The 26,164-nt window shown below is 61.1% G+C and carries 29 protein-coding genes; 21 read left to right on the top strand and 8 right to left on the bottom strand.

Annotation, left to right across the window (positions count from 1 at the left end):
• Positions 1-2: 2 nt before the first annotated feature.
• Genes R0J92_RS12520 through selD form a run of 6 tightly spaced genes read left to right on the top strand, consistent with a single transcriptional unit; the run spans position 3 to position 5,358 of the window.
• Complete coding sequence (locus tag R0J92_RS12520) at positions 3-356, top strand: Na+/H+ antiporter subunit C (protein WP_411051902.1); 354 nt, start codon at positions 3-5, stop codon at positions 354-356.
• Entirely contained in the window at positions 353-1,999 is a 1,647-nt protein-coding gene (locus tag R0J92_RS12515; protein ID WP_411051901.1) for a monovalent cation/H+ antiporter subunit D, read from the top strand. The genes R0J92_RS12520 and R0J92_RS12515 overlap by 4 nt, the downstream gene beginning before the upstream one ends.
• Positions 1,999-2,496, top strand: a complete 498-nt coding sequence (locus R0J92_RS12510; RefSeq protein ID WP_411051900.1) for a Na+/H+ antiporter subunit E — start codon at positions 1,999-2,001, stop codon at positions 2,494-2,496. The genes R0J92_RS12515 and R0J92_RS12510 overlap by 1 nt, the downstream gene beginning before the upstream one ends.
• On the top strand, positions 2,493-2,762 hold the full coding sequence (locus R0J92_RS12505; RefSeq protein ID WP_106164799.1) for a K+/H+ antiporter subunit F: 270 nt from the start codon (positions 2,493-2,495) through the stop codon (positions 2,760-2,762). Before R0J92_RS12510 ends, R0J92_RS12505 begins: the two co-directional genes overlap by 4 nt.
• A gap of 10 nt (positions 2,763-2,772) precedes the next feature.
• Positions 2,773-3,153: a Na+/H+ antiporter subunit G gene (locus tag R0J92_RS12500; protein WP_317386431.1), complete on the top strand. Its 381-nt coding sequence runs from the start codon at positions 2,773-2,775 to the stop codon at positions 3,151-3,153.
• Between the two features lie 42 nt (positions 3,154-3,195).
• Complete coding sequence (selD, locus tag R0J92_RS12495; RefSeq protein ID WP_411051899.1) at positions 3,196-5,358, top strand: selenide, water dikinase SelD; 2,163 nt, start codon at positions 3,196-3,198, stop codon at positions 5,356-5,358.
• A gap of 142 nt (positions 5,359-5,500) precedes the next feature.
• Here the strand turns inward: selD and mnmH are convergent, their stop codons facing one another.
• A complete protein-coding gene (gene mnmH, locus R0J92_RS12490; RefSeq protein WP_411051898.1) occupies positions 5,501-6,559 on the bottom strand; it encodes a tRNA 2-selenouridine(34) synthase MnmH in 1,059 nt (352 codons plus the stop codon).
• A gap of 119 nt (positions 6,560-6,678) precedes the next feature.
• Between mnmH and R0J92_RS12485 the strand changes: the two genes are divergently transcribed.
• Entirely contained in the window at positions 6,679-7,152 is a 474-nt protein-coding gene (locus R0J92_RS12485) for a MarR family winged helix-turn-helix transcriptional regulator (protein ID WP_411051897.1), read from the top strand.
• 99 nt (positions 7,153-7,251) lie between these two features.
• On the opposite strand, the gene R0J92_RS12480 is transcribed toward R0J92_RS12485, so the two are convergent.
• On the bottom strand, positions 7,252-7,554 hold the full coding sequence (locus tag R0J92_RS12480) for a DUF1992 domain-containing protein (RefSeq protein ID WP_411051896.1): 303 nt from the start codon (positions 7,552-7,554) through the stop codon (positions 7,252-7,254).
• A 192-nt stretch (positions 7,555-7,746) separates the two neighbouring features.
• Between R0J92_RS12480 and R0J92_RS12475 the strand changes: the two genes are divergently transcribed.
• The gene (locus R0J92_RS12475; RefSeq protein WP_411051895.1) at positions 7,747-8,220 is read left to right on the top strand and encodes a GNAT family N-acetyltransferase; all 474 of its coding nucleotides are present in this window, start codon (positions 7,747-7,749) and stop codon (positions 8,218-8,220) included.
• 81 nt (positions 8,221-8,301) lie between these two features.
• Here R0J92_RS12475 and R0J92_RS12470 read toward each other — a convergent pair whose 3' ends face one another.
• Positions 8,302-9,882, bottom strand: a complete 1,581-nt coding sequence (locus R0J92_RS12470) for a bifunctional metallophosphatase/5'-nucleotidase (RefSeq protein ID WP_106164806.1) — start codon at positions 9,880-9,882, stop codon at positions 8,302-8,304.
• Between the two features lie 188 nt (positions 9,883-10,070).
• Between R0J92_RS12470 and R0J92_RS12465 the strand changes: the two genes are divergently transcribed.
• Both R0J92_RS12465 and R0J92_RS12460 read left to right on the top strand, forming a co-directional pair.
• Positions 10,071-10,409, top strand: coding sequence for a DUF952 domain-containing protein (locus tag R0J92_RS12465; RefSeq protein WP_106164807.1), 339 nt, complete (start codon positions 10,071-10,073; stop codon positions 10,407-10,409).
• A gap of 33 nt (positions 10,410-10,442) precedes the next feature.
• Entirely contained in the window at positions 10,443-11,501 is a 1,059-nt protein-coding gene (locus R0J92_RS12460; RefSeq protein ID WP_411051894.1) for a quinone-dependent dihydroorotate dehydrogenase, read from the top strand.
• Between the two features lie 199 nt (positions 11,502-11,700).
• Here R0J92_RS12460 and R0J92_RS12455 read toward each other — a convergent pair whose 3' ends face one another.
• Genes R0J92_RS12455 through R0J92_RS12445 form a run of 3 tightly spaced genes read right to left on the bottom strand, consistent with a single transcriptional unit; the run spans position 11,701 to position 13,982 of the window.
• Entirely contained in the window at positions 11,701-13,026 is a 1,326-nt protein-coding gene (locus R0J92_RS12455) for an MATE family efflux transporter (protein WP_317386438.1), read from the bottom strand.
• 18 nt (positions 13,027-13,044) lie between these two features.
• Positions 13,045-13,563, bottom strand: a complete 519-nt coding sequence (locus tag R0J92_RS12450; protein ID WP_411051893.1) for a PaaI family thioesterase — start codon at positions 13,561-13,563, stop codon at positions 13,045-13,047.
• Entirely contained in the window at positions 13,560-13,982 is a 423-nt protein-coding gene (locus R0J92_RS12445) for a PaaI family thioesterase (RefSeq protein WP_106164811.1), read from the bottom strand. Before R0J92_RS12445 ends, R0J92_RS12450 begins: the two co-directional genes overlap by 4 nt.
• Before the next feature lie 124 nt (positions 13,983-14,106).
• On the opposite strand from R0J92_RS12445, the gene R0J92_RS12440 reads away from it, so the two are divergent.
• The 11 genes from R0J92_RS12440 (at position 14,107) to R0J92_RS12390 (ending at position 24,517) form a co-directional block, all read left to right on the top strand.
• Positions 14,107-14,478: a MerR family transcriptional regulator gene (locus R0J92_RS12440; protein WP_106164812.1), complete on the top strand. Its 372-nt coding sequence runs from the start codon at positions 14,107-14,109 to the stop codon at positions 14,476-14,478.
• A gap of 114 nt (positions 14,479-14,592) precedes the next feature.
• Positions 14,593-14,856, top strand: coding sequence for a hypothetical protein (locus tag R0J92_RS12435; protein WP_411051892.1), 264 nt, complete (start codon positions 14,593-14,595; stop codon positions 14,854-14,856).
• Positions 14,857-15,196: 340 nt separating this feature from the next.
• Positions 15,197-15,598 carry a MerR family transcriptional regulator gene (locus tag R0J92_RS12430; protein WP_106164814.1) on the top strand — a complete coding sequence of 134 codons (402 nt, stop codon included), beginning with the start codon at positions 15,197-15,199 and terminating at the stop codon, positions 15,596-15,598.
• 65 nt (positions 15,599-15,663) lie between these two features.
• Entirely contained in the window at positions 15,664-17,445 is a 1,782-nt protein-coding gene (locus tag R0J92_RS12425; RefSeq protein WP_411051891.1) for an acyl-CoA dehydrogenase C-terminal domain-containing protein, read from the top strand.
• A 93-nt stretch (positions 17,446-17,538) separates the two neighbouring features.
• A complete protein-coding gene (locus R0J92_RS12420; RefSeq protein ID WP_317386444.1) occupies positions 17,539-17,751 on the top strand; it encodes a hypothetical protein in 213 nt (70 codons plus the stop codon).
• A gap of 44 nt (positions 17,752-17,795) precedes the next feature.
• Complete coding sequence (locus R0J92_RS12415; RefSeq protein ID WP_411051890.1) at positions 17,796-18,959, top strand: acyl-CoA dehydrogenase family protein; 1,164 nt, start codon at positions 17,796-17,798, stop codon at positions 18,957-18,959.
• Between the two features lie 285 nt (positions 18,960-19,244).
• Complete coding sequence (locus tag R0J92_RS12410) at positions 19,245-19,877, top strand: glutathione S-transferase family protein (protein WP_411051889.1); 633 nt, start codon at positions 19,245-19,247, stop codon at positions 19,875-19,877.
• A 10-nt stretch (positions 19,878-19,887) separates the two neighbouring features.
• Positions 19,888-21,099: an acetyl-CoA C-acetyltransferase gene (locus tag R0J92_RS12405; protein WP_411051888.1), complete on the top strand. Its 1,212-nt coding sequence runs from the start codon at positions 19,888-19,890 to the stop codon at positions 21,097-21,099.
• The gene (locus R0J92_RS12400) at positions 21,099-21,584 is read left to right on the top strand and encodes a cupin domain-containing protein (RefSeq protein WP_106164820.1); all 486 of its coding nucleotides are present in this window, start codon (positions 21,099-21,101) and stop codon (positions 21,582-21,584) included. Before R0J92_RS12405 ends, R0J92_RS12400 begins: the two co-directional genes overlap by 1 nt.
• Entirely contained in the window at positions 21,581-23,782 is a 2,202-nt protein-coding gene (locus tag R0J92_RS12395) for a 3-hydroxyacyl-CoA dehydrogenase NAD-binding domain-containing protein (protein ID WP_411051887.1), read from the top strand. The genes R0J92_RS12400 and R0J92_RS12395 overlap by 4 nt, the downstream gene beginning before the upstream one ends.
• A 189-nt stretch (positions 23,783-23,971) precedes the next feature.
• Positions 23,972-24,517: an AAA family ATPase gene (locus tag R0J92_RS12390; protein WP_411051886.1), complete on the top strand. Its 546-nt coding sequence runs from the start codon at positions 23,972-23,974 to the stop codon at positions 24,515-24,517.
• 63 nt (positions 24,518-24,580) lie between these two features.
• On the opposite strand, the gene R0J92_RS12385 is transcribed toward R0J92_RS12390, so the two are convergent.
• Positions 24,581-25,273, bottom strand: coding sequence for a Hint domain-containing protein (locus R0J92_RS12385; RefSeq protein ID WP_106164823.1), 693 nt, complete (start codon positions 25,271-25,273; stop codon positions 24,581-24,583).
• A 127-nt stretch (positions 25,274-25,400) separates the two neighbouring features.
• Entirely contained in the window at positions 25,401-26,066 is a 666-nt protein-coding gene (locus R0J92_RS12380; protein ID WP_411051885.1) for a sulfotransferase family 2 domain-containing protein, read from the bottom strand.
• Positions 26,067-26,164 lie beyond the last annotated feature (98 nt).

The raw sequence follows: 26,164 nt of genomic DNA, 5'->3' as shown, positions 1-26,164 counted from the left end.
GCATGGAATTTCTCGTTGCTTCAGCCGTCGGCCTGCTCACCGCTGCGGGGATCTATCTGGTGCTGCGTCGCCGCACGTTCCCGGTGATCCTCGGCACCTCGCTGCTGTCTTATGCAGTGAATGTATTTCTCTTTGCCTCCGGGCGATTGGCGAGCAATGCGCCGCCGATCCTCAACAAATACGCCGATGTGCCCTATAGTGATCCGCTGCCGCAAGCGCTGGTGCTGACGGCGATCGTGATTTCCTTCGGCATGACCGCAGTGGTGGTGATGGTGGCCCTCGGGGCCTACCTCAGCGCCCGCAACGACAATATCAACATGGACGACACTGCGCCTGCGCAGGGAGAGGACGCATGAACCACCTTCTGATTGCGCCCATCGTGCTGCCTGCGCTGGTGGCACCATTCATCATCATGGCATTGCGCTACCACATTGATCTGCAGCGCATATTCTCGCTGGCCAGTAACGTGCTGCTGGTCGCGATCGCGATGGCGCTGGCCGTACAGGCCGCCGACGGAACAGTGCAGGTCTACGAGCTGGGCGACTGGCAAGCGCCCTTTGGCATCGTACTGGTGCTGGACCGTCTCTCGGCGATGATGGTTCTGCTCACCACGGTTCTCGCGCTGGCGGTAAACCTCTATGCGGTGGGCAGCAAATGGGACGAGCGCGGCGCCAATTTCCATCCGCTGTTCCTGTTTCAGCTGATGGGCATCATCGGCGCCTTCCTGACCGGGGATGCGTTCAACCTGTTCGTGTTCTTCGAGGTGTTGTTGATCGCCTCCTATGGTCTGATGATCCACGGCGGCGGCGCGCGGCGCTTTCAGGCAGGCGTGCAATACGTGGTGTTCAACCTCCTTGGCTCCACCCTGTTCCTGTTTGCGCTTGGCACCATCTACGGGGTGACTGGCACGCTCAACCTGGCCGATCTTGCAGTGCGTGTTGCAGAACTCCCGGCCGAGGACACCGCATTGATCCGCGTCGGCGCGATCATGCTCCTGCTCGTCTTTGCGATCAAAGCGTCGCTGTTGCCGCTGCACTTCTGGTTGCCTGCCTCCTACGCCAACGCGCCTGCCCCGGTGGCGGCGCTGTTTGCGATCATGACCAAGGTGGGCGCCTATTCCATTCTGCGCATCTATACGCTGGTCTTTGGCCCCGATGTGGCGGTGGTCGAAGGGTTGGTGGACAGCTGGCTGCTGCCCGCTGCGCTTCTGACCGTCGCCATCGGCGCGATTGGCGTTCTGGGTTCAAAAGAGATCGGTCGCCTGATGTCCTTTGGCGCGATCACGTCGGTCGGCACGCTCTTGACCGCAATCGCGCTGTTCACGCCCGAGGCCACCGCAGCCGCCCTCTACTACACCGTACATTCGACACTGGCTGCGGCAGCGCTGTTTCTGGTGGCTGATATGGTCCGTCAGCGTCAGGGGGACGACATCGCGCCAAAACCGGTGATGGCGCAGAGCGGGCTGATTTCGGTCCTGTTCTTCATCGCAGCAATCGCCACCGCTGGCATGCCTCCGCTGTCCGGTTTCCTGGGCAAGCTGCTGATCTTGGACGCGGCGCGCGACAATACGCTGGCGGTCTGGGTCTGGGCGGTGATCCTTACCAGTTCGCTCATCACCATCATGGGCTTTGCCCGCGCAGGCACGATGATCTTCTGGAAAAGCCACGGCCTGCCGCGCGATGACAGCATGGCAGAACCAGAGATCGAGGTGGAACACCGCCATGGCGGTGACGGAGCGCGAACGGCACCTACACCTGCGCTGCCGTTTGTCGCGACCTTCGGGTTGCTGGCCGGGCTGGTTGCCCTGACCCTCTTTGCAGGGCCGATGATGCGCTACACCAGCGCCACTGCAAACGACCTCTTTGCGCCACAGGCCTATATTGAGACGGTACTGGCCAACCGCGACCGCCCTGTTTCCGAGCCTGACCCCGACGAGGCCGCAGACTATGATGCCGGGCAAGACAGCGCGAGTGAAGCCGCCGCCGAGGAGAGCAACTGATGAGGATCTTTAATCGCCTTCTTCCGCACCCGCTGCTGACACTGTTGCTGACGGTGATCTGGCAGCTGCTGGTCAACCGTTTCTCTCTGAACTCGCTGTTGTTTGGCTTCTTTCTCGGGCTGCTTATTCCATTCGTGACACAGCCCTACTGGCCCAACCGCCCCAAGCTAAAGAGCCCGCTGCGGCTGGCAGGGTATGTGCTCTTGGTGTTCTGGGACATCGTGGTCGCCAACATCATCGTGGCGCGCATCATTCTCTTCATGCCCAACAGCAAGCGACAGCCTGCTTGGGTCGAAGTGCCGCTGGACATCCGCACACCAGAGGCCATCGCGATGCTCGGCGGCACTATCACCATGACGCCCGGAACGCTCACGGCGGACATTTCGGCTGATGGGCACTACCTGCTGGTCCACTGCCTGCACGCACCGGATACGGCGGCCGTCAGAGATGACATCAAATCCCGCTATGAAACCCGCCTGAAGGAGATTTTCGAATGATCGAATATGCCTATATCTTCGCCTTCGGCTGTTTCGCCGTCGCAATGCTGATGAACCTCTGGAAGGTGGTCACAGGCTCTGAAATCACCGACCGCATCCTCGCGCTGGATACCATGTTCATCAATTCCATCGCCTTGGTGGTGTTGTTTGGCGTCTTCCTGAGCTCGGAAATCTTCTTTGAGGCTTCGCTGATCATGGCAATGCTCGGCTTCATCTCAACCGTGGCCTATGCGCGCTTCCTGCTGCGCGGCAACATCATCGAGTGAGGAGACAAAAATGATCATCGACCTTCTCATCACCGGTTTCATCATCGTGGGGGGCCTTTTTGGCTTTGTGGGCTCCTTCGGCCTGCTGAAGCTCAACGACCCGATGTCGCGCATGCATGCGCCCACCAAGGCCACCACACTTGGGGTCGGTGGCGTGCTGCTTGGCTCCATGCTGCATGCCTGGGCCTACGAGGGGCGCGTGTCGGCGCATGAGCTGCTGATCACCCTGTTTCTGCTGGTCTCCGCTCCGGTCACGGCAAATTTCCTTGCCAAGGTGTTTATCAACCAGCAGACAAAGCCCAAGGATCTGCCGACACCCGGCACATGCAAGCTCTGGGCGACGCATAACAAGCCCGAGCACCACCCGGCGTCTGAACAGACCGGGGCCTGAGCGGCCTCTCTGGCGGTCGCATGCGACAATGAGGCCGATACAATGCACAGTCCCCGCCTTCCGCTGACCCGCGATCTGGTCCTTGTGGGAGGCGGGCACACCCATGCGCTTCTGCTGCGGATGTGGGAAATGAACCCCCTGCCGGGCGTGCGCCTCACCCTCATCAATCCCGGCCCAACCGCGCCCTACTCCGGCATGTTGCCGGGCTTCGTGGCCGGGCACTACACGCGCGAGGCGCTGGATATCGACCTTGTGAAACTGGCGCGCTTTGCCGGCGCGCGCCTGATCCTTGGCGCTGCCGAACAGATCGAGCCGGCCACCAAGCGTATCGCCGTCCCGGGACGGCCCGAGATCGCGTATGACATCGCCTCCATCGACATCGGCATCACCTCTGCGATGCCGGATCTTCCCGGTTTCGCCGATCACGCCATCCCCGCAAAACCACTCGGCATGTTAGCTTCCGCATGGGAGGCATTTCGCGCCGACAGTTCTGCCGCACGTATCGCCTGCATCGGTGGAGGTGTCGCCGGCGCGGAGCTGATCCTCGCCATGTCTCACGCGCTGCGCCAGCACAATCGCCTGACGCAGGCCACGCTGATCGACAGCGATATGGCCCTGTCGGCTTTGGGAGAGCAAAGCCGGTCCCGCCTGCGCGCCGCACTTGAAACCCATGGCGTCACCTTGCTGGAGCAGACTAGGATTGATCGGCTGACGGAGGGCGAAATCCACCTTGAGGACGGCCATGTCCTTCTCAGCGATTTCACAGTCGGGGCCGCCGGTGCGCGTGCCTATGGCTGGCTTGGCTCCTCCGGCCTCGAACAACACGATGGCGCGCTTGTGGTGGATTCAAACCTGCAAACCTCTGACGCTCATGTCTTTGCCGCCGGCGATTGCGCCCATATGGCCCGGACGCCACGCCCAAAGGCCGGGGTTTACGCGGTGCGACAGGCGCCCATTCTCTTTCACAACCTCAGAGCCATGCTGAGCGGTGGCACCCTGAAAGACTATCATCCGCAAAAAGACTACCTGAAGCTGATCTCCATGGGCGGCAAGACAGCGCTCGCGGATCGCAACGGGCGCAGTTTTTCCGGCGCATTGCTGTGGCGGTGGAAGGATCACATCGACCGAAAGTTCATGGCGAAATTCGACGATCTGCCGGTCATGGCACCGCCCCCCTTGCCTCGCGTTCGCGCCACAGGACTGGAGGAGGCGCTCGTTGCAAAACCGATGTGTGGCGGTTGTGGCTCAAAGGTCGGACGCGACAGCCTGCACCGGGGGCTTGGCAGCTATACGGGCGCAGCAAGAGCCGACGTGACACCCCTGCCTGGCGATGACGCGGCGCAGCTGCTGACCGGGGGCGCGATCCAGGTGATCAGTACCGATCACCTGCGCGCCTTCACCGAAGATCCGGTGACCATGACCCGCATCACCGCGCAGCACGCGCTGAACGACATCTGGGCCATGGGGGCCCGCCCGCAAGCGGCGACTGTCACCCTGATCCTGCCGCGCCAGACACCGGACTTGCAGGAGCGCCTTCTCGGCGAGATCATGAGTGCCGCGGATCAGGAGATGACATTCGCGGGCGTGGCCATCGTTGGTGGACATACCTCGCTCGGTGAGGAACTGACGCTTGGCTTTACCATCACTGGACTATGCGCTTCCGCCCCGCTCACACTGGCAGGCGCCCAGGAGGGGGATCACCTGATCCTGACAAAGCCACTGGGATCCGGCACTATTCTTGCCGCAGAAATGACAGGTCAGGCGCGGGGGCGCTGGGTGGCCGACGCGCTCGACCTGATGTCTCAGAGCCAACGCAAGGCCGCCGAGGTATTGTCTGCACAGGCCCATGCCATGACCGATGTGACCGGCTTTGGCCTGCTGGGGCATCTGCAGGGAATGTGCGAGGCCTCTCATCTGGGGGCCGAAATCCGCTTTGACGCGATCCCCGCGATGCGCGGCGCCCCGGAATTGGCAGAGGCCGGGGTGCGTTCAACCATATTCGACGACAACGCCGCCTTGCTGCCCGGCATTGGCACTGCCGGCGCACGCGCGCTGCTGTTCGACCCGCAAACCTCAGGCGGGTTGCTGGCCGCAGTGCCCTCAGATCAATCAGAGCGGCTCTTGGACCAATTGCGAAACCACGGCTATTGCGCGGCTGGGATCGGCGTCATGCGTGGTGCGGGCGAAGGGATCGTTCTGCGATGACGGCGCAAGCCAGGGTGCGGTTTGATGGGTCTTTCCCCTGACGGACGTCAAAGATGTAGAACACACCATGCCCCCTCAAAGGAGTCTCATCGTCAGACAGAAAACCGACACACCGGTGACTCAGGATCAATCGACCCTGCCCCTAGCGGCCAAACCTCTGCAGAAGAGTCATGATCTGCTCTGCAGCAGCAAGCCGATCCTGCGGTGCGAGCCCCTTTAGCGACAGACGCCCCAGCCCGTCCACCTCATAGCGCGCGCGTGCCTTGCGATAGGCGGGGTCATAGTGGTCAGCCATCAACCGCGCCGTCAGCCCCCGTTTATCCCCGGCCTCGATCAGCGAGATCCAACCATCCACAACCGCATGAGAGCGGTGCGTCCGCAATGGATCGAGCTGCGCCCGCAGACGATCCGCATCCGAGAGGATGTCGTCATAGGCCTCGACCAGATAGTCGCAGCGGGCCTCAAACGGGGCGTCCATATCTATGCGGGGCGCGGTCTTCATCGCCTCCCACAGGCTGGGTGGCAGGATGCGGGCGCCGATCTTGCTGGCCTCCGCTTCCACAAGAACCGGACGCGTCGGGTCCATGTCTGCAAGAGCGCAGGCGATATAGCTCTCGAACCGTTTCTGGCTGGGTTGCCCACCGGGCCGCGCACCAAGCAGAGAGCCCCGATGACGCGCCAATCCCTCCAGATCGAGCACCTGCCCGCCAAGGCGTTCAACCGCCTGCAAGATCTCGGTCTTGGCGGTCCCGGTCAGCCCGTCCAGCAGCACCAACTGATGCGGCAGTGATGTCTCATAGAGGGCCGCATGCACCAACCGGCGATAACTCTGATAGCCGCCCTGAACCACCTCGGCGCGCCAGCCAATCTGGCTCAGCATCCAGGTAAAGCTGCCGGATCGCTGCCCGCCGCGCCAGCAATAGACCAGAGGACGCCACCCCCCCTCATAGGCGCTCAGACTGTGCTCTATGTGGTTGGCCGCGTTGCGAAACACCATCGCAGCACCAATCTTGCGCGCGCGAAAGGAACTCTCCTGCACATATATCGTGCCGACCTCGGCGCGTTCATCATTGTTCAGCACAGGCAGGTTGATGGCGCCGGGCACATGGTCCTCGGCATATTCAGCAGGGCTGCGCACATCGATCACGGTGTCGTGCCCATGCGCAAGAAAATCGGAAAGTGTTTGAAAGGTCAGAGCCATGCCCCATCTCTACTCTCACAGCCGGGGCAACAAAACAGAAATTCGCCGGACTGACGCCGCCACCCGACCGATTTTGCCGAGATAGGGACCCGACCCAGAGCCGCGAACGGAACACTCAGATGCCCGATCCCGAATTGGAAATCGCCACCCTGCCTGCCACGCTGATCCGGCGCCTGCATCAGATCTCGGTGGCGCGGTTTGCGACGGTCATGAGCGCCGCCGGGCTCGATCTGACGCCGGTGCAATACACCGCGATCGCCGCATTGGATGCAAGGCCCGGCATAGATCAGGCGACCCTCTCCGGATTGATCGGATATGACAGGGCGACTCTGGGCAAGGTCGTGGAGCGGCTGGAAATCAAACAGCTCGTGCAGCGTGACATCTGCCCCGAGGACCGCCGCGCCCGCCGCCTGCGCCTGACGGAACGGGGACAGTCCCTGTTTGCCGCAGCCCGTCCCAATGTGGAGGCCATCCAGCCGGAGATCCTGTCTAACCTGACGCCAGAAGAGCGTGAGGCATTGGTGCGGCTCCTGACCAAGGCGACGGATGTGGACGCACGCGGCGCTCCTTATGATGCGGATCGCCCAAGCTGACGCCGCATCACAGGCCGGCGTTCAAAAGTCTGCGCCGCACGTCCATTGATGTCGCATACTTAGTCACGTGATCGCCCAGCCTCCGGGCAGATATTCTTATCAACAGCGCTTGCGCGCAATTTCGATCCGCGCCTCCATCATGGACATATCCGCAATGATCTGACGACGTTTGCTGCGATCCCCGGTGTCGCGCAGCTCTTCTCGCAGGCGTGCCAATTCTCGGCTCAGGGAGACCACTTCCGGAACCGCTCCATTCTCTTTCATGATCCGGTTCATCACCGCGTTCTCCGGGTCCTCGCACTCCGGCAGCGGTTTGCCTGCCCCGTCAAGGTTGTCGAAGGCCCCGTCCCGCTCAGCAGCTTCAATCCGGGCATTGATAAGGTCGATCAGCGGATGGTCCATAGGGGCAAGATAGAGGGAGGACCGCTGGCAGGCAACGCCATACCCAAGGCACCCTCACGTGGAGGTCCCACGGTAAGGAGCCGTTCGGCGACATGCGATGCACAGTCACGTCTCTGTCATCCATGCAACCGAATGTGTTGTGATAACTGCATATCCACTACGTTGCCTCGAACAACATTCACAGCGACCAAAATGAAACATCAAATCACCTTCGCCCGTCTACCTGACATAGAACCCGACGAGATCATTGCTCACATGTCCGACCCACGCGTCGCCGAGCACATGCCTCTCCTGACATTCAAGTGGGACAAGTCCGCGGTGGCCAAATTTGTTGCAGCAAAGGAAGAGTGCTGGAGCCGTGATGGGCTCGGCCACTGGGCCATATTGTCGGATAAGACATATGTTGGATGGGGGGGATTTCAGAAGGAAGGAGACGAGTGGGATTTCGGCTTGGTTCTCACGCCACAATCCTTCGGGCTTGGCGCGCGCATTTCAAAGCAGGCTATCGACTTCGCCCGTGCCGACGAACGCATTCCTTTTGTGACGTTTCTCCTGCCTCCGTCGCGTCGGAACCTCGGCGCGCTCGACCGGCTTGGAGCCGTGTTCATCGCTGAGCAGGTGTATGACGGTGAAACATTCCTTAAATTTCGGCTAGAAACCGAGTGACGGCTTAGCCCCACGCCGCAGCCAATAAAAACCCCCGCCGGATCTCTCCGACGGGGGCTGAAAACGCACCATCAAACGGGCTTATTTCTTGGTGATGCGGCCATCGGTATAGGCGCTGTAGGGGCCGACTTCGGCGAGGTATTCAGCAACCACATCGGCCAGGTCGGGGCCGTAGTCGTAGGCGTTCTTGTCGTCGCCTGCGAACATCTTGTAGCCGTCGCCACCGTTGCGCACGTAGTTGTTGGACACCACGCCGTAGGTTTTGGCAGGATCAATCGCGACCCAAGACTCTCCGTCCATGACCATTACCTCAGAGATACGCGCGCCCGGCTCTTTGGACGCATCAAAGGCGAACTTCATCCCCGCAACTTGCGGGAAGCGACCCGCGCCCTCTTCGATCTGACCAACACCATTTTCCAACGCGTCGATCATCGCCTGACCGGAGACCTCAAAGGTAGACAGTGTGTTCTGGAACGGCAGCACGCTCAGGACTTCGCCCATGGTGACTTCGCCCGCGTCGATGGAGGAGCGCAGACCGCCGCCATTCTGAATTGCCATGCTCACGCCCTGATCTTTCACCCGCGCAAGCATCGCATCGGCAACCAGATTGCCCATGGAGCACTCACCTGCCCGGCAGACATCGCGCGAGCCATCAACGATATCCTTGGTTTCCGCAACGATCCGGGTTTTCATTTCCTCGATCGGCGCGCCCATTTCCTTGATGCGTGCCGTCATCTCCGCATCCGGTGTCACCGATGCATCCAGAAGGATCGGCTCACCCTCAGCTGAGACGACATTGCCCTCATCGTCAAAGGTCACGGTCAATTCACCAAGGTATTTGGAATAGGCATAGGCCTGCACCACCGGCACGTCGCCAACCATGGTGGGGTACGGACCAGCGGCGCGATCAGAGGTGTTGGACAGCAGCGTGTGCGAATGGCCGCCCACCACCAGATCCAGCCCCGGAACCTGCTCGGCAATCTCCATATCCTTGGCGAGCCCCACATGGGTCAGTGCGATGATCTTGTTCACACCTTCCGCTTGCAGCGCTTCGACATCGGCGGCCAAGCTGTCGATTTCATCCTGAAACACAACATTCGGCCCCGGCGAGGACGTCTCGACCGTATCGGTCGCAAGTGCGGAGATGATGCCGATCTTCTCGCCTCCGACCTCAAGCACCACATGATTGCCGACCTTGCCCTTCAAGAGCGGCTCGGAGGTCAGGTCAAGATTGCCAGAGATCACCGGAAAGGACACGGTGTCGACGAATTTCTCAAGACCAGCCGGGCCATCGTCGAATTCATGGTTGCCAACGGCCATCACATCATAGCCGATGTCCTCCATGAACTCAGCCTCGGCCGCGCCTTTGTAGGTGGTGTAGAAGAGCGACCCCTGAAACGGATCGCCTGCATCCAGCAGAACGACGTTCTGACCTTCCAGCGCACCGCGCATCTCGTCCACCTTGGCCTTCACCCGCGCGATGCCGCCAAAGCACTTGCCCTCGGCCTCATCGTCTGCGCCGCAGGTGGAATCATACTTGTTGATCGACTCGATGCGGCTGTGAATGTCGTTGGTGTGCAGAATGGTCAGCTTATAGTCCGCTGCGGCCATGCCCGCGGTCAGACCCAGCGCTGCTGCCGACGTCAGTAAACGTGAAATCATAGGATAAACCCTCACCTTGTTATGCCACCTCTACCGGCGGTTGTTATGGTCTCAGTATTCGTGATCTTTGCCCAAACAGTCAAAAACAAACTTACGTGACACCGCGATGTAGACGCAGGGGAAACTTTGCGCTGCCCTTCGCACAAGCACTCTTGCGCAAAGGGGGCGTCTGAGGGCATGAGGTGGCCATGCTGATTTACAAGATTTTCCGTGACGACGAATGGCGCGCCTTTGAGGCCGCCGGTGAAACCGATGGCGCGCCCGTGGACCTTGCGGACGGCTTTATCCACTTCTCGACCGCCCCGCAGGCGGCAGAAACCGCAGCCAAGCATTTCGCGGATGCCGAGGGGCTGTGGCTTCTGGCGTTTGAGGCGGATCAGATGGGCGATGCGCTCAAATGGGAACCGTCACGCGGTGGCGCACTGTTCCCGCATCTCTATCGCCGGCTGCAACATGCCGAACTGATCTGGGCCAAACCGCTGCCGCTGGTTGAGGGCGTTCACCGTTTTCCCGCAGAAATGGTCTGAGCGCGCCGACGCGCAACAAAGGAGGCACGGCCGATGAAGCTGTCCGAAAAACTGGCGCTGGCCGTGATGCATCGCCTTGATCCCGAAACCGCGCATGGGCTGTCCATCAAGGCCCTGAAATCCGGTCTCACGCCCTGCCCCGGCCCGGTGACATCGCCGCGCCTGAAGACAGAAATTGCAGGTCTGAGCCTGCCCAATCCGGTCGGGCTGGCCGCAGGCTTTGACAAGAACGCCGAGGCGCTCAGCGCGCTCACTCAGGCCGGTTTCGGGTTTATCGAGGTGGGGGCCGCAACCCCGCGCCCTCAACCGGGCAATCCCAAACCGCGCCTGTTTCGCCTGAGCGAAGATCGCGCGGCGATCAATCGTTTCGGCTTTAACAATGAGGGCATGGAGGCGGTTGGCGCACGCCTTGCTCAGCGACCCAAGGATGGTGTGATCGGCCTCAACCTCGGCGCCAACAAAGACAGCGATGACCGCGCGCAGGATTTTGCCCGCGTCCTGAGCCATTGCGGCGCGCATCTGGACTTTGCCACCGTCAATGTCTCCTCTCCCAACACCGAAAAGCTGCGTGATCTGCAGGGCAAAGCTGCCCTTTCGGCGCTATTGGCAGGGGTCATGGAGGCACGAGAGGGCCTGGATCGCCCGATCCCGGTGTTCCTCAAAATTGCACCCGACCTGGATGAGGCAGGTCTTGACGATATCGCTGATGTCGCGCGCGAAAGCGGGATTGATGCGGTGATTGCAACCAATACGACGCTTGCCCGCGATGGTCTGAAAAGCGCGCAGCGCGATGAAATGGGCGGGCTCTCCGGCGCACCATTGTTTGAAAAATCCACCCGGGTGCTGGCACAGCTCTCCACCCGGCTTGACGGAGCCGTGCCGATCATCGGTGTGGGCGGAATTTCCTCGGCTGAGGACGCCTATGCCAAGATCCGAGCGGGTGCATCAGCGGTGCAGTTTTATACCGCGCTGGTCTATGGCGGCCTGTCACTTGCAGCAGAGATCGCCAATGGCCTTGATGCGCTTCTGGCGCGCGACGGACATGACAGTGTCGCGCAAGCGGTTGGCACCGATCGCGCAACTTGGCTCTAGTCATCCAAGGCAGCCAGGGGCGCTCCCGCCCGTCAGGGATGCTTTAAAAAGCCCCCTTCCCGTTGGGCCCGGCAGGCCGCGCCAAAGGCGCGGCCTGCCCCCGGCGATTTGCAAAGCAAAGCGCAAAACCTCACCTGTGATTTGCGATAGCAAATCTCCGCTTGGTATCAGGCGCCTCGCAAAGCGTCATCGCAGCAATTCATCCCGCAGGCGAAATCGACGCCTCCAGCCGAGGGTAGCGGGCCGCCAGCGTCGCCGCGCGGGCGAGGTTCAGCACCATAAGCGCCAGCCACAGTCCGTGATTTCCCAGCACCGGCACACAGACCACAAGCGCGATCACATAGATCCCCACCGCCTGGATCATCGCGATCCGCATGTCGCGGGTCCAGGTGGCGCCGATGTAGATGCCGTCGAACATGTAGCTTGCAACGCTGATCAGCGGTGCCAGCGCCACCCAGATCAGATAGCTCCGCGCGGTTTCACGCACCTCCGGCGCCGTGGCCATCAGATCGATCAGCGCAGGTCCGCCGCACCAGAAGGCCAGCGCCAGAGCCACCGCGAAGCACACCCCCCAGTGGGACGACACAAGCGCTGCCCGGCGCAGGCGCACAGGATCCCGCGCGCCAACAGCCCCGCCCACCAGCGCTTCGGCGCTGAAGGCGAACCCATCCAACGCAAAGGCGGTGATCTCGATAAACTGGATCAGCACCTGATTGGACGCCAAGGTCACATCGCCCAGATCTGCGCCAAGGAACAGGAAGGTTGTGAACGACAGCGTCAGCAGCACCGACCGCACCATGATGTCGCCATTGACCTGCATCATCCGCTTCAGCCGCGCACGGTCGAAAATCCGCGCCCAATCGTACCACTGGTCGCCCGCAAAGGCCGATCTGCACAGCCAGAGGCCAAAGGCCAGCCCCGTCCACTCGGCGATCAGCGTCGCGATGGCGACCCCTTCGACGCCCCAGCCGAGCCCCAGCACGAACCACAGATCCAGCGCGATATTGAGCCCGTTCATCCAGATCTGCAGCAGGAAGACCCCCCGCGTGCGCTCGATCGCGATCAGCCAGCCCGTCACGGCATATAGCCCGATGGTCGCAGGCGCGCCCCAGATGCGGATCTGCAGATATTGCCGCGCCAGACCCTCCACCTCGGCACTGGCGGGCGCCAGCGCAAAGGCGCCCCAGAACACCGCCACCTGCGCCAGGATAAAGAACAGACCCGCGCCGCCTGCAAGGATCAGCCCCCGCATCAGCAGCGCGCCGGTCTCGGCCTCATCTCCGGCGCCGCGCGCCTGTGCCGCCAGACCGGTGGTGCCCATGCGCAGAAAACCGAACACCCAGTAGATGGTCGACAGGATCACCGCGCCGATGCCAACGGCGCCGATTGGGGCCGCCTCGCCCAGCTGTCCCACCACGCCCGTATCCACCGCACCCAGGATCGGCACGGTGGCATTGGACAGAACGATGGGCAGCGCGATTTTCAACACCCGGCTGTGGGTGATCGGTCCGGAGGCCTCCGACATGAAATTGGTCCTTCGTGATCAGCCCTCGGAGGGGCGCTCCTGCGGCATCAGGAAATGCCCGGTCGCCTGGGCAAACAGCTTGTCCTTGTGGTCCTGCCAGGCCGCCACATGCACCGAGGCATAGCGCCGTCCGGAGCGGTTCACGGTGGCGCGCGCGTAGGAATCGCGCGGCAGACCGGAGCGCAGGTAATCCACCGTGAAATCAATGGTCTTGGGCAGGCGCGGCATCTGCCCCGCCGCCATCGTTTCCACATCCAGATCACCGCTTTCGAACTGTGGCCAGAGGTGGAACCACTGCAGGGTGATCACCGAGGTCACCTCGAGAAACGCTGCCGTGGCCCCGCCGTGGATCGCCGGCAGCATCGGGTTGCCAATCAGATTGTCGTGGAAATGCATGGTCGAGGTCAGCTCATCGCCGCGACGCTCGAAGGTGATGCCAAGAAAGCCGATGTAAGGCACCGATTCCACCAGCGCCGCCAGGGCCGCATCACGGCGTTGCTTGATCACCTGCACGGGTTCAGGACGCGGGCGGCTCATGATTTCATCTCCACTGTGAAAGCGCCGGAGGCGGTGGCCACGGGTGTCTCGCTCTGCTCATCCGTCGCCACCGCGCGCACAAAGGCGACATTGCGGGTCACGTGGTGACAGGTGGCGGTGGTGGTGATGGTCTGGCCGGGGGTTGCGCCGCGCATATAGTCGATGCGCAGGTCGATGGTCGCAGTGCTGGAGGGCGCGCTCGGGTGACTCATCACCGCCGCACCACAGCAGGTGTCCATCAGCGCCGAGACCGCGCCGCCATGGATCACACCGGTGTCCGGATCGCCGATCAGCTTCTTGTCATAGGGCATCACGATCACCGCGCGCCCCTCGCCGATCTCTGTCAGCTCCATCCCCAGCGCACGCGAATGCGGGATCGCCTCGATGAACTGGCGCGCCAGTTGCGTCTTGTCTGCCATGGGGAGCTCCTTGTCGCTGTTGCCTCATTTATCAGGTCCCGCTCCCCAAAGCGCAAGGCTTGCAAAACTCCCAGTTGCACCGCTCGGTTCACTTCCTTAGGTTGCCCCACAAGGGAGGACGTGGATGACCGAAACAAAACTGTCATTCAAGGAGATGTGCGCCGAGTTCGAAGTGACTCCGCGCACCCTGCGCTATTACGAATACATCGAACTGCTGCAACCAGAGCGGCAGGGGCGGTCCCGCTTCTATGGGCCCCGCGATGTGGCGCGGATGAAGCTGATCCTGCGCGGGCGCAAGTTCGGCTTCCAGCTGGAAGAGATCCGCCAGTGGCTCCTGATCTATGACAAGGAAGGCGACGCGGCCCAGAACCGTGCCTTCATCGAAATGGCCGACCGCCAACTGAAGGAGCTGGAACATCAGCGCCAGCAGATCGACGAGGCGATGGAAGAGCTGACCGACCTGCGCAAGGTGACCCTGAACCTGCTGGATGGCTGATCTGCTCTTGTGAGGCGCAAGACCCGGCTTGGGTTTTGGATCGGTGCCAATATCTCAACTGCGGTCGCACCCTAGTCGTGATGCACGCTTGGACCTTTCAGCCATGAAACATCTATGAAGAACTTTCGCTGGCAAGTCGCCGGAAACGTCCAAGGCAATTGTTTGTCAGTAGAGCTGATCGATGAATACGGAGATGTATTTGCGGACATATCTCGCTGCGATGGCCCCAATGCACTCACACTCAACACCTTTGGCAACGACATTGATCTTGGCATCGTGGAGGCATTCATCCGCGTCGCCCGCGAAAGATTGGAGTGTTTCGAAGACGGTTCGTCGCTGACAAAGGCCCGAACCAACCAGAGATTTACAACAGAGTGAGAGGCCGTGTGGACCCGCTCTTTCGACTTCGCTGACAGTCACACCAGAATTTTCAGTGCAGAGAGACCCGTCACGCCAACGGGCACTACAAAGCCCTGACCTGCACAGGAAACGCCCTATTTTACGCTTGTTTTCCGGTCGTTGCGCCGGGGAGCTCCGGCGATTTCCTGCCCTTCCGGCTCACGACGTCACGTCAAATCGCCCTGCCACCACGTCACCCTTTGAAGTGACGCGGCGTCGAAGTTACGTAAACGTCAAGTTCATGTTGTAACTCTCGACAAGAGCCGCCAAGGTTTACGCAGACGACGCCAACGTAAAGCAACATCTGAGTGACGCCCCCATGACTGAAGACACCAAATCCATTCGCGATATGTGTGACGAGTTCGGAGTGACTCCGCGCACGTTGCGATTTTACGAAGCCAAGGAATTGCTGTTCCCAGTCCGGGACGGGCAAAAACGCTTGTTCACCAAACGCGACCGGGCGCGGCTGAAACTCATCCTGCGTGGCAAGCGATTTGGGTTCAGCCTCGAAGAAATCCGCCAACTTCTGGACCTCTATCACATGGGTGACCAGCAACTGACGCAGCTGAGCCGCACCTATGACATTGCCCAGGACCGTCTGGCCGACATGGAACGCCAGCGCGACGAGCTGACCGAGGCGATTGATGACCTGAAGGATCAGCTGAAATGGGGCGAGAAAGTCATCGCCTCGATGAAAACAAACGCCAAGGCGGCCGAGTAACACTCACCGCCCTGCCCGCCTGATTGAATCCGCAAACCGCACCACTCCAACCAACGAGGACCGCGATGCCGAGCTATACCGCCCCCACCAAGGACACACAATTTGTCCTGCATGACGTGCTGAACATCAAGGAGTCGGGCATCCCCGGCTACGACGAACTGGAACGCGACTTCACCGGCGCCGTGCTGGAAGAAGCAGGCAAGATCGCCCGTGACGTGCTGCACCCGCTGAACGTGGTGGGCGACACCGAAGGCTGCCGACTGGAAAACGGTGTGGTCTACACCCCGACCGGCTTCAAGGCCGCATTCGAGCAAGTCAAGGAAGGCGGCTGGCCCGGACTCGACATGCCGGAGCAATACGGTGGTCAGAACATGCCCTATGTGATGGGCACCGCCGTGGGTGAGTTCTTTTCCGCTGCCAACCAGGCCTTCACCATGTATCAGGGCCTGACCCATGGCGCGGCCTCGGCGATCTTGGTGCATGGCACCGATGAGCAGAAGGACAAGTATCTGCCCAAAATGGTCTCCTGCGAATGGACCGGCACCATGAACCTGACGGAGCCCCATTGCGGCACCGACCTCGGGCTGATGCGTACCAAGGCAGAGCCGCAGGACGATGGCTCCTACGCGATCTCCGGCCAGAAGATCTTCATCTCCGCCGGCGACCACGACATGTCCGACAACGTGATCCATCTGGTGCTGGCCAAGATCCCGGGCGGCCCCGAGGGCATCAAGGGCGTATCGCTGTTCATTGTGCCGAAATTCCTGGTGAAAGACGACGGCTCCGTTGGCGAACGCAACGGTGTCTCGGTCGGCAACATCGAAGAGAAGATGGGCATCCACGGCAACTCCACCTGCGTCATGAACTACGACGGCGCCAAAGGCTGGCTGCTCGGTGACATGCATAAAGGCATGCGCGCCATGTTCACCATGATGAACGAGGCCCGTCTGGGCGTCGGCATGCAGGGTGTGGCGCAGGCCGAGGCCGCCTATCAGAACGCGGTGGACTACGCCAAGGACCGCCTGCAGGGCCGTGATGTGACCGGTGCAAAAAATCCCGACGGCCCCGCCGATCCGCTGATCGTGCACCCGGACATCCGCCGCAGCCTGATGGATCAGAAAAGCTTTGCCGAAGGCGCACGCGCATTCCTCCTGTGGGGCGCTACGCTGATCGACAAGGCCCACCGCGGCGAGGACAAGGATGCCGACGGCCTGATCTCGCTGATGACTCCGGTCATCAAGGGGTTCCTGACCGACCAGGGCTACGACATGACCGTGAAGGCGCAGCAGGTCTATGGCGGCCATGGCTACATCGAGGAATGGGGCATGTCGCAATACACCCGCGACGCCCGCATCGCGATGATCTATGAGGGCGCAAACGGCGTGCAGGCGCTGGATCTGGTGGGCCGCAAGCTGGCGCAGGACGGCGGCAAGCATGTGATGGCTTTCTTTGATCTCGTCAAAGGGTTCTGCAAGGAAAACGCCGAACTTTCCGACGATTACGCAAAGGACTTCATCGAACCACTGAAGGCGGCATCGAAGGATTTGCAGGCGGCGGGGATGTATTTCATGCAAAACGGCATGAAGAATCCCAACCACGCGCTCGCAGGTTCCAACGACTTCATGCACATGTTCGGCCACGTCTGCCTCGGCTTGATGTGGGCGATGATGGGCAAGGCGGCCAAATCGGCGCTTGACGCCGGGGCCTCTGACGCGGCGTTCTACGAGACAAAGCTCGCCACCGGCCGCTACTACATGGCACGTCAGCTGCCCGCGACCAAACTGCACCTTGCCCGCATCGAGACCGGCGCCGACACGGTGATGGCGCTCGACGCTGCGCAGTTCTGATCGCGATCTGCGACATGACAGCGGATGCGCCCTTCAGGGCGCATCCGGTCCCTTCTGCAGCCGGGGCGCATTTGGAAAAGAGAGGATCCGAATATGCCCAAACGTTTTCGCCTGACCCGCCGCTTTCCCGTCGCCATGACCGAGGACGGATTTCGCAGGCTCAAGCGCTTTGCCCATGAGGCCGGACTGGACGAGGGAGAGGCGCTGTCCTTTCTGTTCGAGAATTTCGACAGCGTGATCAATGAGGATAATCTGACCCACCGCATGCGGCTGTTCAACGCCGAGCTGGAGGATCGAAAACGCTGACGCCAGGACCCGAATCCTGAACCAGGGCGTCAAAGGGGAGAGAGATGAGCGCAGAGCTGGATTTCCGGACCTCATCCGCATGGATGAGCGACGAGCACAAGATGCTTGCCGACATGACACAGAGCTTCATCACCAACGAATGGGCACCGAAGTTCGAGCGCTGGCGCAAACAGGGCGAAATGGATCGTACCACCTGGGCCGAGGCCGGTGAGCTGGGCCTGCTCTGCCCCTCCATCCCGGAAGAATACGGCGGCGTCGGCGGTGATTTCGGACATGAGGCCGCGATCCTGATAGAGGCGAGCCGCGCCAATCTGGCCAGCTGGGGCCATGGCATCCACTCCGGCATCGTGGCGCATTACATCCTCTCCTATGGCACCGAAGAGCAAAAACAGCGTTGGCTGCCCAAAATGATTTCGGGCGAGCTGGTGGGTGCGCTGGCGATGACGGAACCCTCCACCGGCTCCGACGTGCAGGCGATCAAAACCAAGGCCGTGCGGGATGGCAATGTCTACCGGCTGTCGGGGCAGAAAACCTTCATCACTAACGGCCAGCACGCCAACCTGATCCTCGTCGCCTCCAAGACCGACCCCGCGCTGGGGTCCAAGGGGGTCTCCCTTGTGGCCTTGGAAACGGATGGTGCCGACGGCTTTACCCGTGGTCGCAATCTGGACAAGGTGGGACTTCATGCCGCCGATACCTCGGAGCTGTTCTTTGACGACATCGCCATCCCACTAGAGAACATCCTAGGCGGCAGTGAGGGCCAGGGCTTTTACCAGATGATGCAGCAGCTGCCACAGGAGCGGCTGATCATTGCCTGCGGGGCGGTTGGCGCGATGCAGGGCGCGGTAGAGCGCACCATCGCCTATTGCAAGGAACGCGAGGCCTTTGGCGGCCCGCTGACCCAATTCCAGAACACCCGATTCAAGCTCGCCGAATGCCTGACCAAGAGTAAGATTGCCCGCGCCTTCCTTGATGAATGCATGGTGGAACACCTACGTGGAGAGTTGAGCGTCGAGAAAGCCGCAATGGCGAAATACTGGATTACCGATACCCAAGGAGAAGTGCTCGACGAATGTGTGCAACTGCACGGAGGATACGGATTCATGCAGGAATACGCCGTGGCCGAGATGTGGGCGGATGCACGTGTGCAACGGATCTATGGCGGCACAAATGAGATCATGAAAGAGCTGATTGCGAGGTCGATGTGACAGATCTGACGCTTTGCCTTGACGGATCTGACGGGAGCCTCCGGCGGAGGTATTTGAGAAAAGATGAAGTCATGGGGCGCGCCCGCCCCCGGGCTCTCCGCCTAATGGGCAAGCGCGCCTTCACCTTTTGCAGTCATCGGCTCCTCAGCCTGTACCGCATCGCCATATTGCTGCCTTCTTGGTTAACAGACCCTCAAAGGTCTTCATCTTTTTCCAAATACCTCACGGGGGTGCGGGGGTGTGACACCCCCGCCGCGACATCGCCACTGGGAGGGGCGGTCTGACATGAAACTCCATTGTTTTGGCGAATCCGGCCATTCCTACAAGGCCGCTCTCGCGCTTGAACTGGCAGGGCTCGACTGGGAGCCGGTGTTTGTGGACTTCTTCAGCGGCACGACCCGCGGCGCAGAGTTCCGCAGTGACATCAATGAGATGGGCGAATGCCCTGTGCTTGTGGACGGCGAGGTGACGCTCAGCCAATCCGGCGTGATCCAGCAATATCTTTCGGACACGTACGGAAAATTTGGCGGCAACACCCCGGAGCAGAAGCGCGAGATCCTGCGGTGGCAGCTGTGGGACAATCACAAGCTGTCCTCCAATGCAGGGCTTTGCCGATTTTTGATGAATTTTCTCCCCCAGGAGAAGCGCCCCGCCGAGGTGATCGCCTTCCTGCAAGGACGCTTAAAAGCCACCTATGCGGTTTTGGAGAAACATCTGGAAGGCCGTGACTGGATCGTGGGGGACGCAGTGACCAACGCCGACCTCACCTGCTGCAGTTATCTCTACTATCCGGAGCCCTTCGGCTTTGACCGCGAAGAGCACCCCAATATCGACGCCTGGCTGTCGCGCATCTCTGCGCTGCCTGGCTGGAAACACCCCTATGATCTGATGCCCGGCAACCCGTCGGATCGAGCTTGAGGAGACCAATATGACCGAAGCTTACATCTACGACACCGTCCGCACCCCGCGCGGCAAGGGCCGCAAGGACGGCGCTTTGCACGAGGTGACCTCTGTGCGGCTGTCCGCCCTCACCCTCAATGCACTGAAAGAGCGCAATAGCCTCGAAGGCCATGCGGTCGAGGATGTGATCTGGGGCAATGTCACCCAGGTGATGGAACAGGGCGGCTGCCTGGCACGCTCTGCCGTGCTGGCCTCGGACCTTGACGAGTCCATCCCGGGCCTCGCCATCAACCGCTTCTGCGCGTCTGGCATGGAGGCCGTGAACCTGGCCGCGAACCAGATCCGTGGCGGCGCCGGACAGGCTTATATCGCAGGCGGCGTGGAGATGATGGGGCGCGTGGCCATGGGCTCCGACGGGGCGGCGATCGCCGTGGACCCGACGCTTGCCATGGACAGCTATTTCGTACCGCAGGGGATCTCGGCGGACATCATCGCCACCGAATATGGCTTCAGCCGCGATCAGGCGGATGCCTTTGCGGTGGAATCCCAACGCCGCGCCAAGGCCGCATGGGACGACAACCGTTTTGCCAAGTCCATCATCACCGTACGGGACCAGAACGGCTTGCCGATCCTGGATCACGATGAATACATGCGTCCCGGCACCGACATGCAGGCGCTTGGCGCGCTCAACGCATCCTTCCAGATGATGGGCGAAGTGATGCCCGGGTTTGATGCGGTGGCAAAGCTCAAATACCCGCATCTGGAGAAGATCAACCACATTCACCACGCCGGCAACTCCTCCGGCATCGTGGACGGCGCGGCTGCCGTGTTGATCGGCAACAAGGAATTCGGCGAACGCCATGGGCTGAAGCCGCGCGCGCGCATCCGGGCCACCGCCAAGATCGGCACAGATCCCACCATCATGCTGACCGGCCCGGTGCCGGTGACCGAAAAGATCCTCGCCGAGACCGGTATGAAGATCTCCGATCTGGATCTGTTTGAGGTCAACGAGGCCTTTGCCTCGGTGGTGCTGCGCTTCATGCAGGCCTTTGACGTGGACCCGGGGCTTGTGAACCCCAACGGCGGCTCCATCGCCATGGGTCACCCGCTCGGCGCCACCGGTGCGATCATCATCGGCACGCTCCTGGACGAGCTGGAACGCCAGGACAAGGAGTGCGGTCTCGCGACGCTTTGCATCGCCTCCGGCATGGGGGCCGCCACCATCATCGAGCGCGTCTGATGCCCAAGCTCGACCTGTCACAGATCGCCACCAAGGGCGGCTCCACCTATCCCGGCAAGTTGGCCGGGAGCGTGGAGGGGCGCACGTCACAGCGTCTGGGCGATGCCGCAGGGATCAGCCAGTTTGGCGTCAACCTCGTGCATCTGGAACCCGGCGCGCTGTCCTCCCTGCGCCACTACCATATGGAGCAGGACGAGTTTGTCATGGTCACCGCTGGCGCGCTGGTGCTGGTGGATGACGCGGGCGAACATGAAATGAACCCTGGCGATTGCGCCGCCTTCCCGAAAGGCGATGCAAATGGCCACCACCTTATCAACAAGAGCGATGCGCTGGCCTCCTTTCTTGTCATCGGCACCCGCACCGAGAGCGAGACGGCCTTCTACAGCGACCTCGACATGATGGTGAAGGTTGCAAACGGCGCCTTCACCTTCACCCGTAAAGACGGCAGCCCGCTGACGGCTGACCAGATCGGAGACGACACATGAGCGATTTCACATATGACGTAGACGCCGATGGCATCGCCATCATCACCTGGGACGCGGTGGACAAGTCCATGAACGTCCTCACCCGCGAGGCCTTTGGCCTGGTAGAGGAGTTCATTGATCGCGCGCTGGCGGATGACGCGGTCAAGGGCGTGGTGATCACCTCGGGCAAGAAGGATTTTGCCGGCGGCATGGATCTGAACGTGCTGGCCTCTATCCGCGAAGAATCCGGTGAGAACGCTGCACAGGGCCTGTTCGACTTCACCATGAACGGCCACCGCATCCTGCGAAAACTGGAACGCGCCGGCATGGAGGCCAAGACCAACAAGGGCGGCAAGCCGATTGCCTGCGCCATCAATGGCACTTGTGCGGGCATCGGCACCGAGATCGCGCTGGCCTGTCATTACCGCAGCATGACCGACAATCCGAAAGCCAAGATCGGCCTGCCGGAAATCCTGCTTGGTATCTTCCCCGGCGGCGGCGGAACCATCCGCTATTCAAAGATGGTTGGTGCTGTGAACGCCGCACCGGTGCTGCTGGAAGGCAAGATGCTGGACCCCAAGAAGGCGAAATCTGCCAGCCTTGTGGATGAGGTTGCCGCCGATCCGCTGGAGGCCGCCCGTCAATGGGTGCTGAATGCAAAGCCTGCGGATATCGTCAAACCCTGGGACGCCAAGGGCTACAAGATGCCCGGCGGCGCGCCCTATCACCCGGCCGGTTTCATGAACTATGTCGGCGCCTCGGCGATGGTGCACGGCAAGACCCAAGGCGCCTTCCCCGCGGCCAAGGCGCTGTTGTCGGCGGTCTATGAGGGCGCTCTGGTCGATTTCGACACCGCCCTGCGCATCGAGGCGCGCTGGTTCACCCATGTTCTGATGAACCCATCCTCCTCGGCGATGATCCGATCCCTGTTCATCAACAAGCAGGCGCTGGAAAAAGGCGCGGTGCGGCCCAAGGGCATCGATGATCAGACCGTGAAGAAGATCGGCGTTCTGGGCGCGGGCATGATGGGGGCCGGCATCGCGCTGGTCTCGGCGCAGGCCGGCATGGACGTCGTTTTGATCGACCGCGACCAGGAGGCTGCCGACAAGGGCAAGGCCTATGCCGCCAACTACATGGATCAGGGCATCAAGCGCGGCAAGGCGACGGCAGAGAAGAAAGAGGCTCTGCTGGGGCAGATCACCGCAACGCCGGATCTGGAGCACCTCAAGGGCTGTGACCTGATCATCGAAGCGGTGTTCGAGGACCCAAGCGTGAAGGCCGAGATGACAAAGAAGGTCGAGGCGATCATTCCCGAGGACTGCATCTTTGCCTCCAACACCTCCACCCTGCCGATCACCAGCCTGGCAGAGGCCTCGGTCCGGCCCGAGCAGTTCATCGGCATCCACTTCTTCTCGCCCGTCGAGAAGATGTTCCTGGTGGAGATCATCAAGGGCGAGAAGACCGGCGACCGCGCGGTGGCCAAGGCGCTGGACTATGTGCGCCAGATCAGAAAGACGCCGATCGTGGTCAATGACGCGCGGTTCTTCTACTGCAACCGCTGCATCATCCCCTATCTGAACGAAGGTCTGCGGATGATCACCGAAGGCGTGTCGCCGGTGTTGATCGACAATGCCGCGCGCCAGCTGGGCTTCCCGGTGGGGCCGATCCAGTTGACCGATGAGACGTCGGTCGATCTCGGCGCCAAGATCGCACGGGCGACCAAGGCGGCGATGGGCGATGCCTATCCCGAAAGCCCCGCGGATGATCTGATCTTCTGGATGGAAGATCAGGGCCGTCTGGGCCGCAAGGCCAACGCGGGCTTCTTCGACTATGATGAGAAGGGCAAGCGGGTGGAATACTGGACCGGCCTTGCGGACAAGTACCCGCAGGCGGCCGAGCAGCCAGATCTGATCGAGGTGCAGGAACGGCTGATGTTCGCGCAGGTTCTGGAAGCGGTGCGCGCGCTGGAAGAGAACGTGCTGATGGACATTCGCGAAGGCGATGTCGGCGCGATCCTCGCCTGGGGCTTTGCCCCCTGGTCCGGCGGTCCGCTCTCCTGGCTCGATATCATCGGCACACCCTATGCGGCCGAACGCTGCGACCAGCTGGCAGAGGCTTACGGCGACCGTTTTGCCTGCCCGCCGCTCTTGCGGGAGATGGCCGAGAAGGGCCAGACCTTCTATGGCCGCTTTGCCCCCGCCGAGGACGAGGCTGCCTGAGGCGGCATCCATCGAGGCACCACCACAAGGTCGCCCCTTCGGGGCGGCCTTTTCTTATGCGAGGCGCTGCCTCGCGCTCCGAGATATTTGAGAAAAGCTGAAGGACAGGGCCACGATGTTGTGCTAGTCTGGTGCAGCACCTGCCGTGGTAGCGGTGTTTCCCCCCGATCAGAATTCAAGAGGTAGGTCATGTCCGACCAACTGTTTGCCGTGACCGGCGGTCCCGGATCAGGCAAAACGACATTGCTCGAAGCACTGGCACAGCGTGGGATCACATGTATGCCGGAAGCAGGACGCGCCATCATACGCGATCAAAGCTTGATCGGCGGGCAGGCCCTGCCTTGGGAGGATCGCAGCCTCTTTGCCGAAATGATGCTGTCGTGGGATCTGCGCTCCTACCGCGAGGCAAGCGCCATGCCGGGCCCTGTGATGATGGATCGTGGCATTCCCGACAGTCTTGGCTACCTGCGCCTCTGTGATCTGCCCGTGCCGACGCATATGGAGCAGGCAGCCCAACGGTTCCGATACAACAGACGGGTGTTCGTCGCCCCGTTCTGGGACGAGATCTTCGAACAGGATGAAGAGCGTACACAAGGCAGGGACGAAGCACGGGCGACACTATGCGCCATGGAAGACGTCTACCGCGCGCTTGGATATGAATTGATCCCCCTGCCCTTTGCCAGTGTTGCGCAGCGCGTCAGCTTTGTCCTGTCGCACCTGTCAAACGCAGAATGACCTGCTCCGGGGGGAAGAAGCAGGTCATTCTTTCAGGAGGGCGTCTGTGAGAGAGTGTGGAGATCAGGCGAAAGCGGCGTATTGCGGCTCTCCGGTGCCGCCGTTTCCGGCCATTGCGCCGGGGGTCCAGAAGCTGTCCTCGGTGATCATGTCGATGACCAGTTCACGCGCCTCGGTGGCGGAGAGAATGCTGTAGAGCTCATCGGCCTGTTTCGTCACGCAGTAGTGCATCAGGTCATGCTGTGCCGGGCAGAAGGCCAGTACACCCGCTTCGATGTAGACCACCTCGTCCTCATCAAAGCTCAGCACCACGGTTTCCATGGTCACCTGCTGCGGGGCGCGGGTGATGCCGCGATATCCTTCGAGAGCGCAAGCCGGAACAACTGCAAACGGATCACCAAGCGCATCTTCGAGCAAGTCATGTTCAATCACCACGCCCTGCTCTGGTTTTACCCAAAGGGGGTTGCGGTTGCCCAGTGCGTCACGGGGGATATAGACCGGCGCCATTTCCTGAGCGGAGGCGGTGTCGCCCAGAACCAGCGTGCGACGTTCAATGGATTTGATCGGGCGCATGCCGTGATCGAAGGTCAGGACTTCGTCACCTGCGGTGAGCGCGTCAACCGGGCGCCAACCCGCTGCCGTGGCAACCATGGTACCGGCTAGAAAACCTGCATGCCCGGTCGCCACCATCGGATATTCAGTGGTGAACGCTTCTGCCATCGGGGAGGCATTCCGTTTTGCAAACCAATCCAGCATGTTCCTGTCCTTTCGACTTCTAAGTTGCTTCGGTCCTCTGGGGCTCGAAGCTCCAATCGCCGTTCCGTGAATTCTTTATAGCAAACCGGTCGGGCCTGGGCGCGGTCTCTTAGGGAGCCGCTCTCACTCAAAGGGATAGGGTGTAATCGTTAAAAGAGTATTCAAATCGTTCGATTTCGGTAGCGCAGCACGTCCTTACGGCAGAAACGGCCGGTGAATCATAGTAAACACGCCAGTCGCGGTCTCGGTGCGACTCATTGATAACGGGCAAATCGAGCGCGAATCCCAAATGGTCGAACAATGGCTGCGCGTCAGACGCGAAATGTTCGAGACGTATATAGAGGCTGCAATGCTCCCGCCCATCAGATTGGCGCATATACGCAGGCGCGGGCTGGGCGGACAGTGCGCGCATCACCAAGGGATCAGTCACAAAGTCCGAAAACACGCGCGTCCTGGCCAGCGGCACCATCGGGTGGTCAAAGCTCTGCGCTTGTAACCAGTGATAGAGGCTCACCATCCGGTCCCACGGATTGCGTACCAGCGTGAAGGCAAACATCTGTCGCAACTCTTCAGCGCTGGCCAATCCTTCGATGTCGGACAGGGTGGAATGCTTCCACAACCGCCCTCGCGTGGTGATCCCCTGCAGGCGGCGCCGACGCTTTATCGCTTTGGGCGTGTCACCCAGCATCTCATCCCCGGCCATGGCGCGATCCTCCAGCGCCAGCGCCAATGCGGTGCCACCGGTCTTGGGAATATGGATAAAAACGTAGTTGCGCCCGCGCGAAAGGATCATGCGCAGAGGCTAACTCATTCAGCCTGCTGAGGAAACACGAGGGTTCGGCGCTCATGATCGAGATTTTCTCTCTCGAAGCATTCGATCTCTTTCAATTT

It is taken from the genome of Tritonibacter sp. SIMBA_163, from assembly GCF_046535935.1.
Lineage (GTDB): Bacteria > Pseudomonadota > Alphaproteobacteria > Rhodobacterales > Rhodobacteraceae > Epibacterium > Epibacterium scottomollicae.
Note: the sequence above shows the minus strand (reverse complement) of the source record. Positions and strands in the feature narration are given on the sequence as shown.

What these genes read in the sequence shown, in the direction of transcription:
- R0J92_RS12520 (WP_411051902.1), top strand. Translation starts at nt 3, where the DNA reads ATGGAATTTCTCGTTGCTTCAGCCGTCGGCCTGCTCACCGCTGCGGGG.
- R0J92_RS12515 (WP_411051901.1), top strand. Translation starts at nt 353, where the DNA reads ATGAACCACCTTCTGATTGCGCCCATCGTGCTGCCTGCGCTGGTGGCA.
- R0J92_RS12510 (WP_411051900.1), top strand. Translation starts at nt 1,999, where the DNA reads ATGAGGATCTTTAATCGCCTTCTTCCGCACCCGCTGCTGACACTGTTG.
- R0J92_RS12505 (WP_106164799.1), top strand. Translation starts at nt 2,493, where the DNA reads ATGATCGAATATGCCTATATCTTCGCCTTCGGCTGTTTCGCCGTCGCA.
- R0J92_RS12500 (WP_317386431.1), top strand. Translation starts at nt 2,773, where the DNA reads ATGATCATCGACCTTCTCATCACCGGTTTCATCATCGTGGGGGGCCTT.
- selD (WP_411051899.1), top strand. Translation starts at nt 3,196, where the DNA reads ATGCACAGTCCCCGCCTTCCGCTGACCCGCGATCTGGTCCTTGTGGGA.
- mnmH (WP_411051898.1), bottom strand. Translation starts at nt 6,559, where the DNA reads ATGGCTCTGACCTTTCAAACACTTTCCGATTTTCTTGCGCATGGGCAC.
- R0J92_RS12485 (WP_411051897.1), top strand. Translation starts at nt 6,679, where the DNA reads ATGCCCGATCCCGAATTGGAAATCGCCACCCTGCCTGCCACGCTGATC.
- R0J92_RS12480 (WP_411051896.1), bottom strand. Translation starts at nt 7,554, where the DNA reads ATGGACCATCCGCTGATCGACCTTATCAATGCCCGGATTGAAGCTGCT.
- R0J92_RS12475 (WP_411051895.1), top strand. Translation starts at nt 7,747, where the DNA reads ATGAAACATCAAATCACCTTCGCCCGTCTACCTGACATAGAACCCGAC.
- R0J92_RS12470 (WP_106164806.1), bottom strand. Translation starts at nt 9,882, where the DNA reads ATGATTTCACGTTTACTGACGTCGGCAGCAGCGCTGGGTCTGACCGCG.
- R0J92_RS12465 (WP_106164807.1), top strand. Translation starts at nt 10,071, where the DNA reads ATGCTGATTTACAAGATTTTCCGTGACGACGAATGGCGCGCCTTTGAG.
- R0J92_RS12460 (WP_411051894.1), top strand. Translation starts at nt 10,443, where the DNA reads ATGAAGCTGTCCGAAAAACTGGCGCTGGCCGTGATGCATCGCCTTGAT.
- R0J92_RS12455 (WP_317386438.1), bottom strand. Translation starts at nt 13,026, where the DNA reads ATGTCGGAGGCCTCCGGACCGATCACCCACAGCCGGGTGTTGAAAATC.
- R0J92_RS12450 (WP_411051893.1), bottom strand. Translation starts at nt 13,563, where the DNA reads ATGAGCCGCCCGCGTCCTGAACCCGTGCAGGTGATCAAGCAACGCCGT.
- R0J92_RS12445 (WP_106164811.1), bottom strand. Translation starts at nt 13,982, where the DNA reads ATGGCAGACAAGACGCAACTGGCGCGCCAGTTCATCGAGGCGATCCCG.
- R0J92_RS12440 (WP_106164812.1), top strand. Translation starts at nt 14,107, where the DNA reads ATGACCGAAACAAAACTGTCATTCAAGGAGATGTGCGCCGAGTTCGAA.
- R0J92_RS12435 (WP_411051892.1), top strand. Translation starts at nt 14,593, where the DNA reads ATGAAGAACTTTCGCTGGCAAGTCGCCGGAAACGTCCAAGGCAATTGT.
- R0J92_RS12430 (WP_106164814.1), top strand. Translation starts at nt 15,197, where the DNA reads ATGACTGAAGACACCAAATCCATTCGCGATATGTGTGACGAGTTCGGA.
- R0J92_RS12425 (WP_411051891.1), top strand. Translation starts at nt 15,664, where the DNA reads ATGCCGAGCTATACCGCCCCCACCAAGGACACACAATTTGTCCTGCAT.
- R0J92_RS12420 (WP_317386444.1), top strand. Translation starts at nt 17,539, where the DNA reads ATGCCCAAACGTTTTCGCCTGACCCGCCGCTTTCCCGTCGCCATGACC.
- R0J92_RS12415 (WP_411051890.1), top strand. Translation starts at nt 17,796, where the DNA reads ATGAGCGCAGAGCTGGATTTCCGGACCTCATCCGCATGGATGAGCGAC.
- R0J92_RS12410 (WP_411051889.1), top strand. Translation starts at nt 19,245, where the DNA reads ATGAAACTCCATTGTTTTGGCGAATCCGGCCATTCCTACAAGGCCGCT.
- R0J92_RS12405 (WP_411051888.1), top strand. Translation starts at nt 19,888, where the DNA reads ATGACCGAAGCTTACATCTACGACACCGTCCGCACCCCGCGCGGCAAG.
- R0J92_RS12400 (WP_106164820.1), top strand. Translation starts at nt 21,099, where the DNA reads ATGCCCAAGCTCGACCTGTCACAGATCGCCACCAAGGGCGGCTCCACC.
- R0J92_RS12395 (WP_411051887.1), top strand. Translation starts at nt 21,581, where the DNA reads ATGAGCGATTTCACATATGACGTAGACGCCGATGGCATCGCCATCATC.
- R0J92_RS12390 (WP_411051886.1), top strand. Translation starts at nt 23,972, where the DNA reads ATGTCCGACCAACTGTTTGCCGTGACCGGCGGTCCCGGATCAGGCAAA.
- R0J92_RS12385 (WP_106164823.1), bottom strand. Translation starts at nt 25,273, where the DNA reads ATGCTGGATTGGTTTGCAAAACGGAATGCCTCCCCGATGGCAGAAGCG.
- R0J92_RS12380 (WP_411051885.1), bottom strand. Translation starts at nt 26,066, where the DNA reads ATGATCCTTTCGCGCGGGCGCAACTACGTTTTTATCCATATTCCCAAG.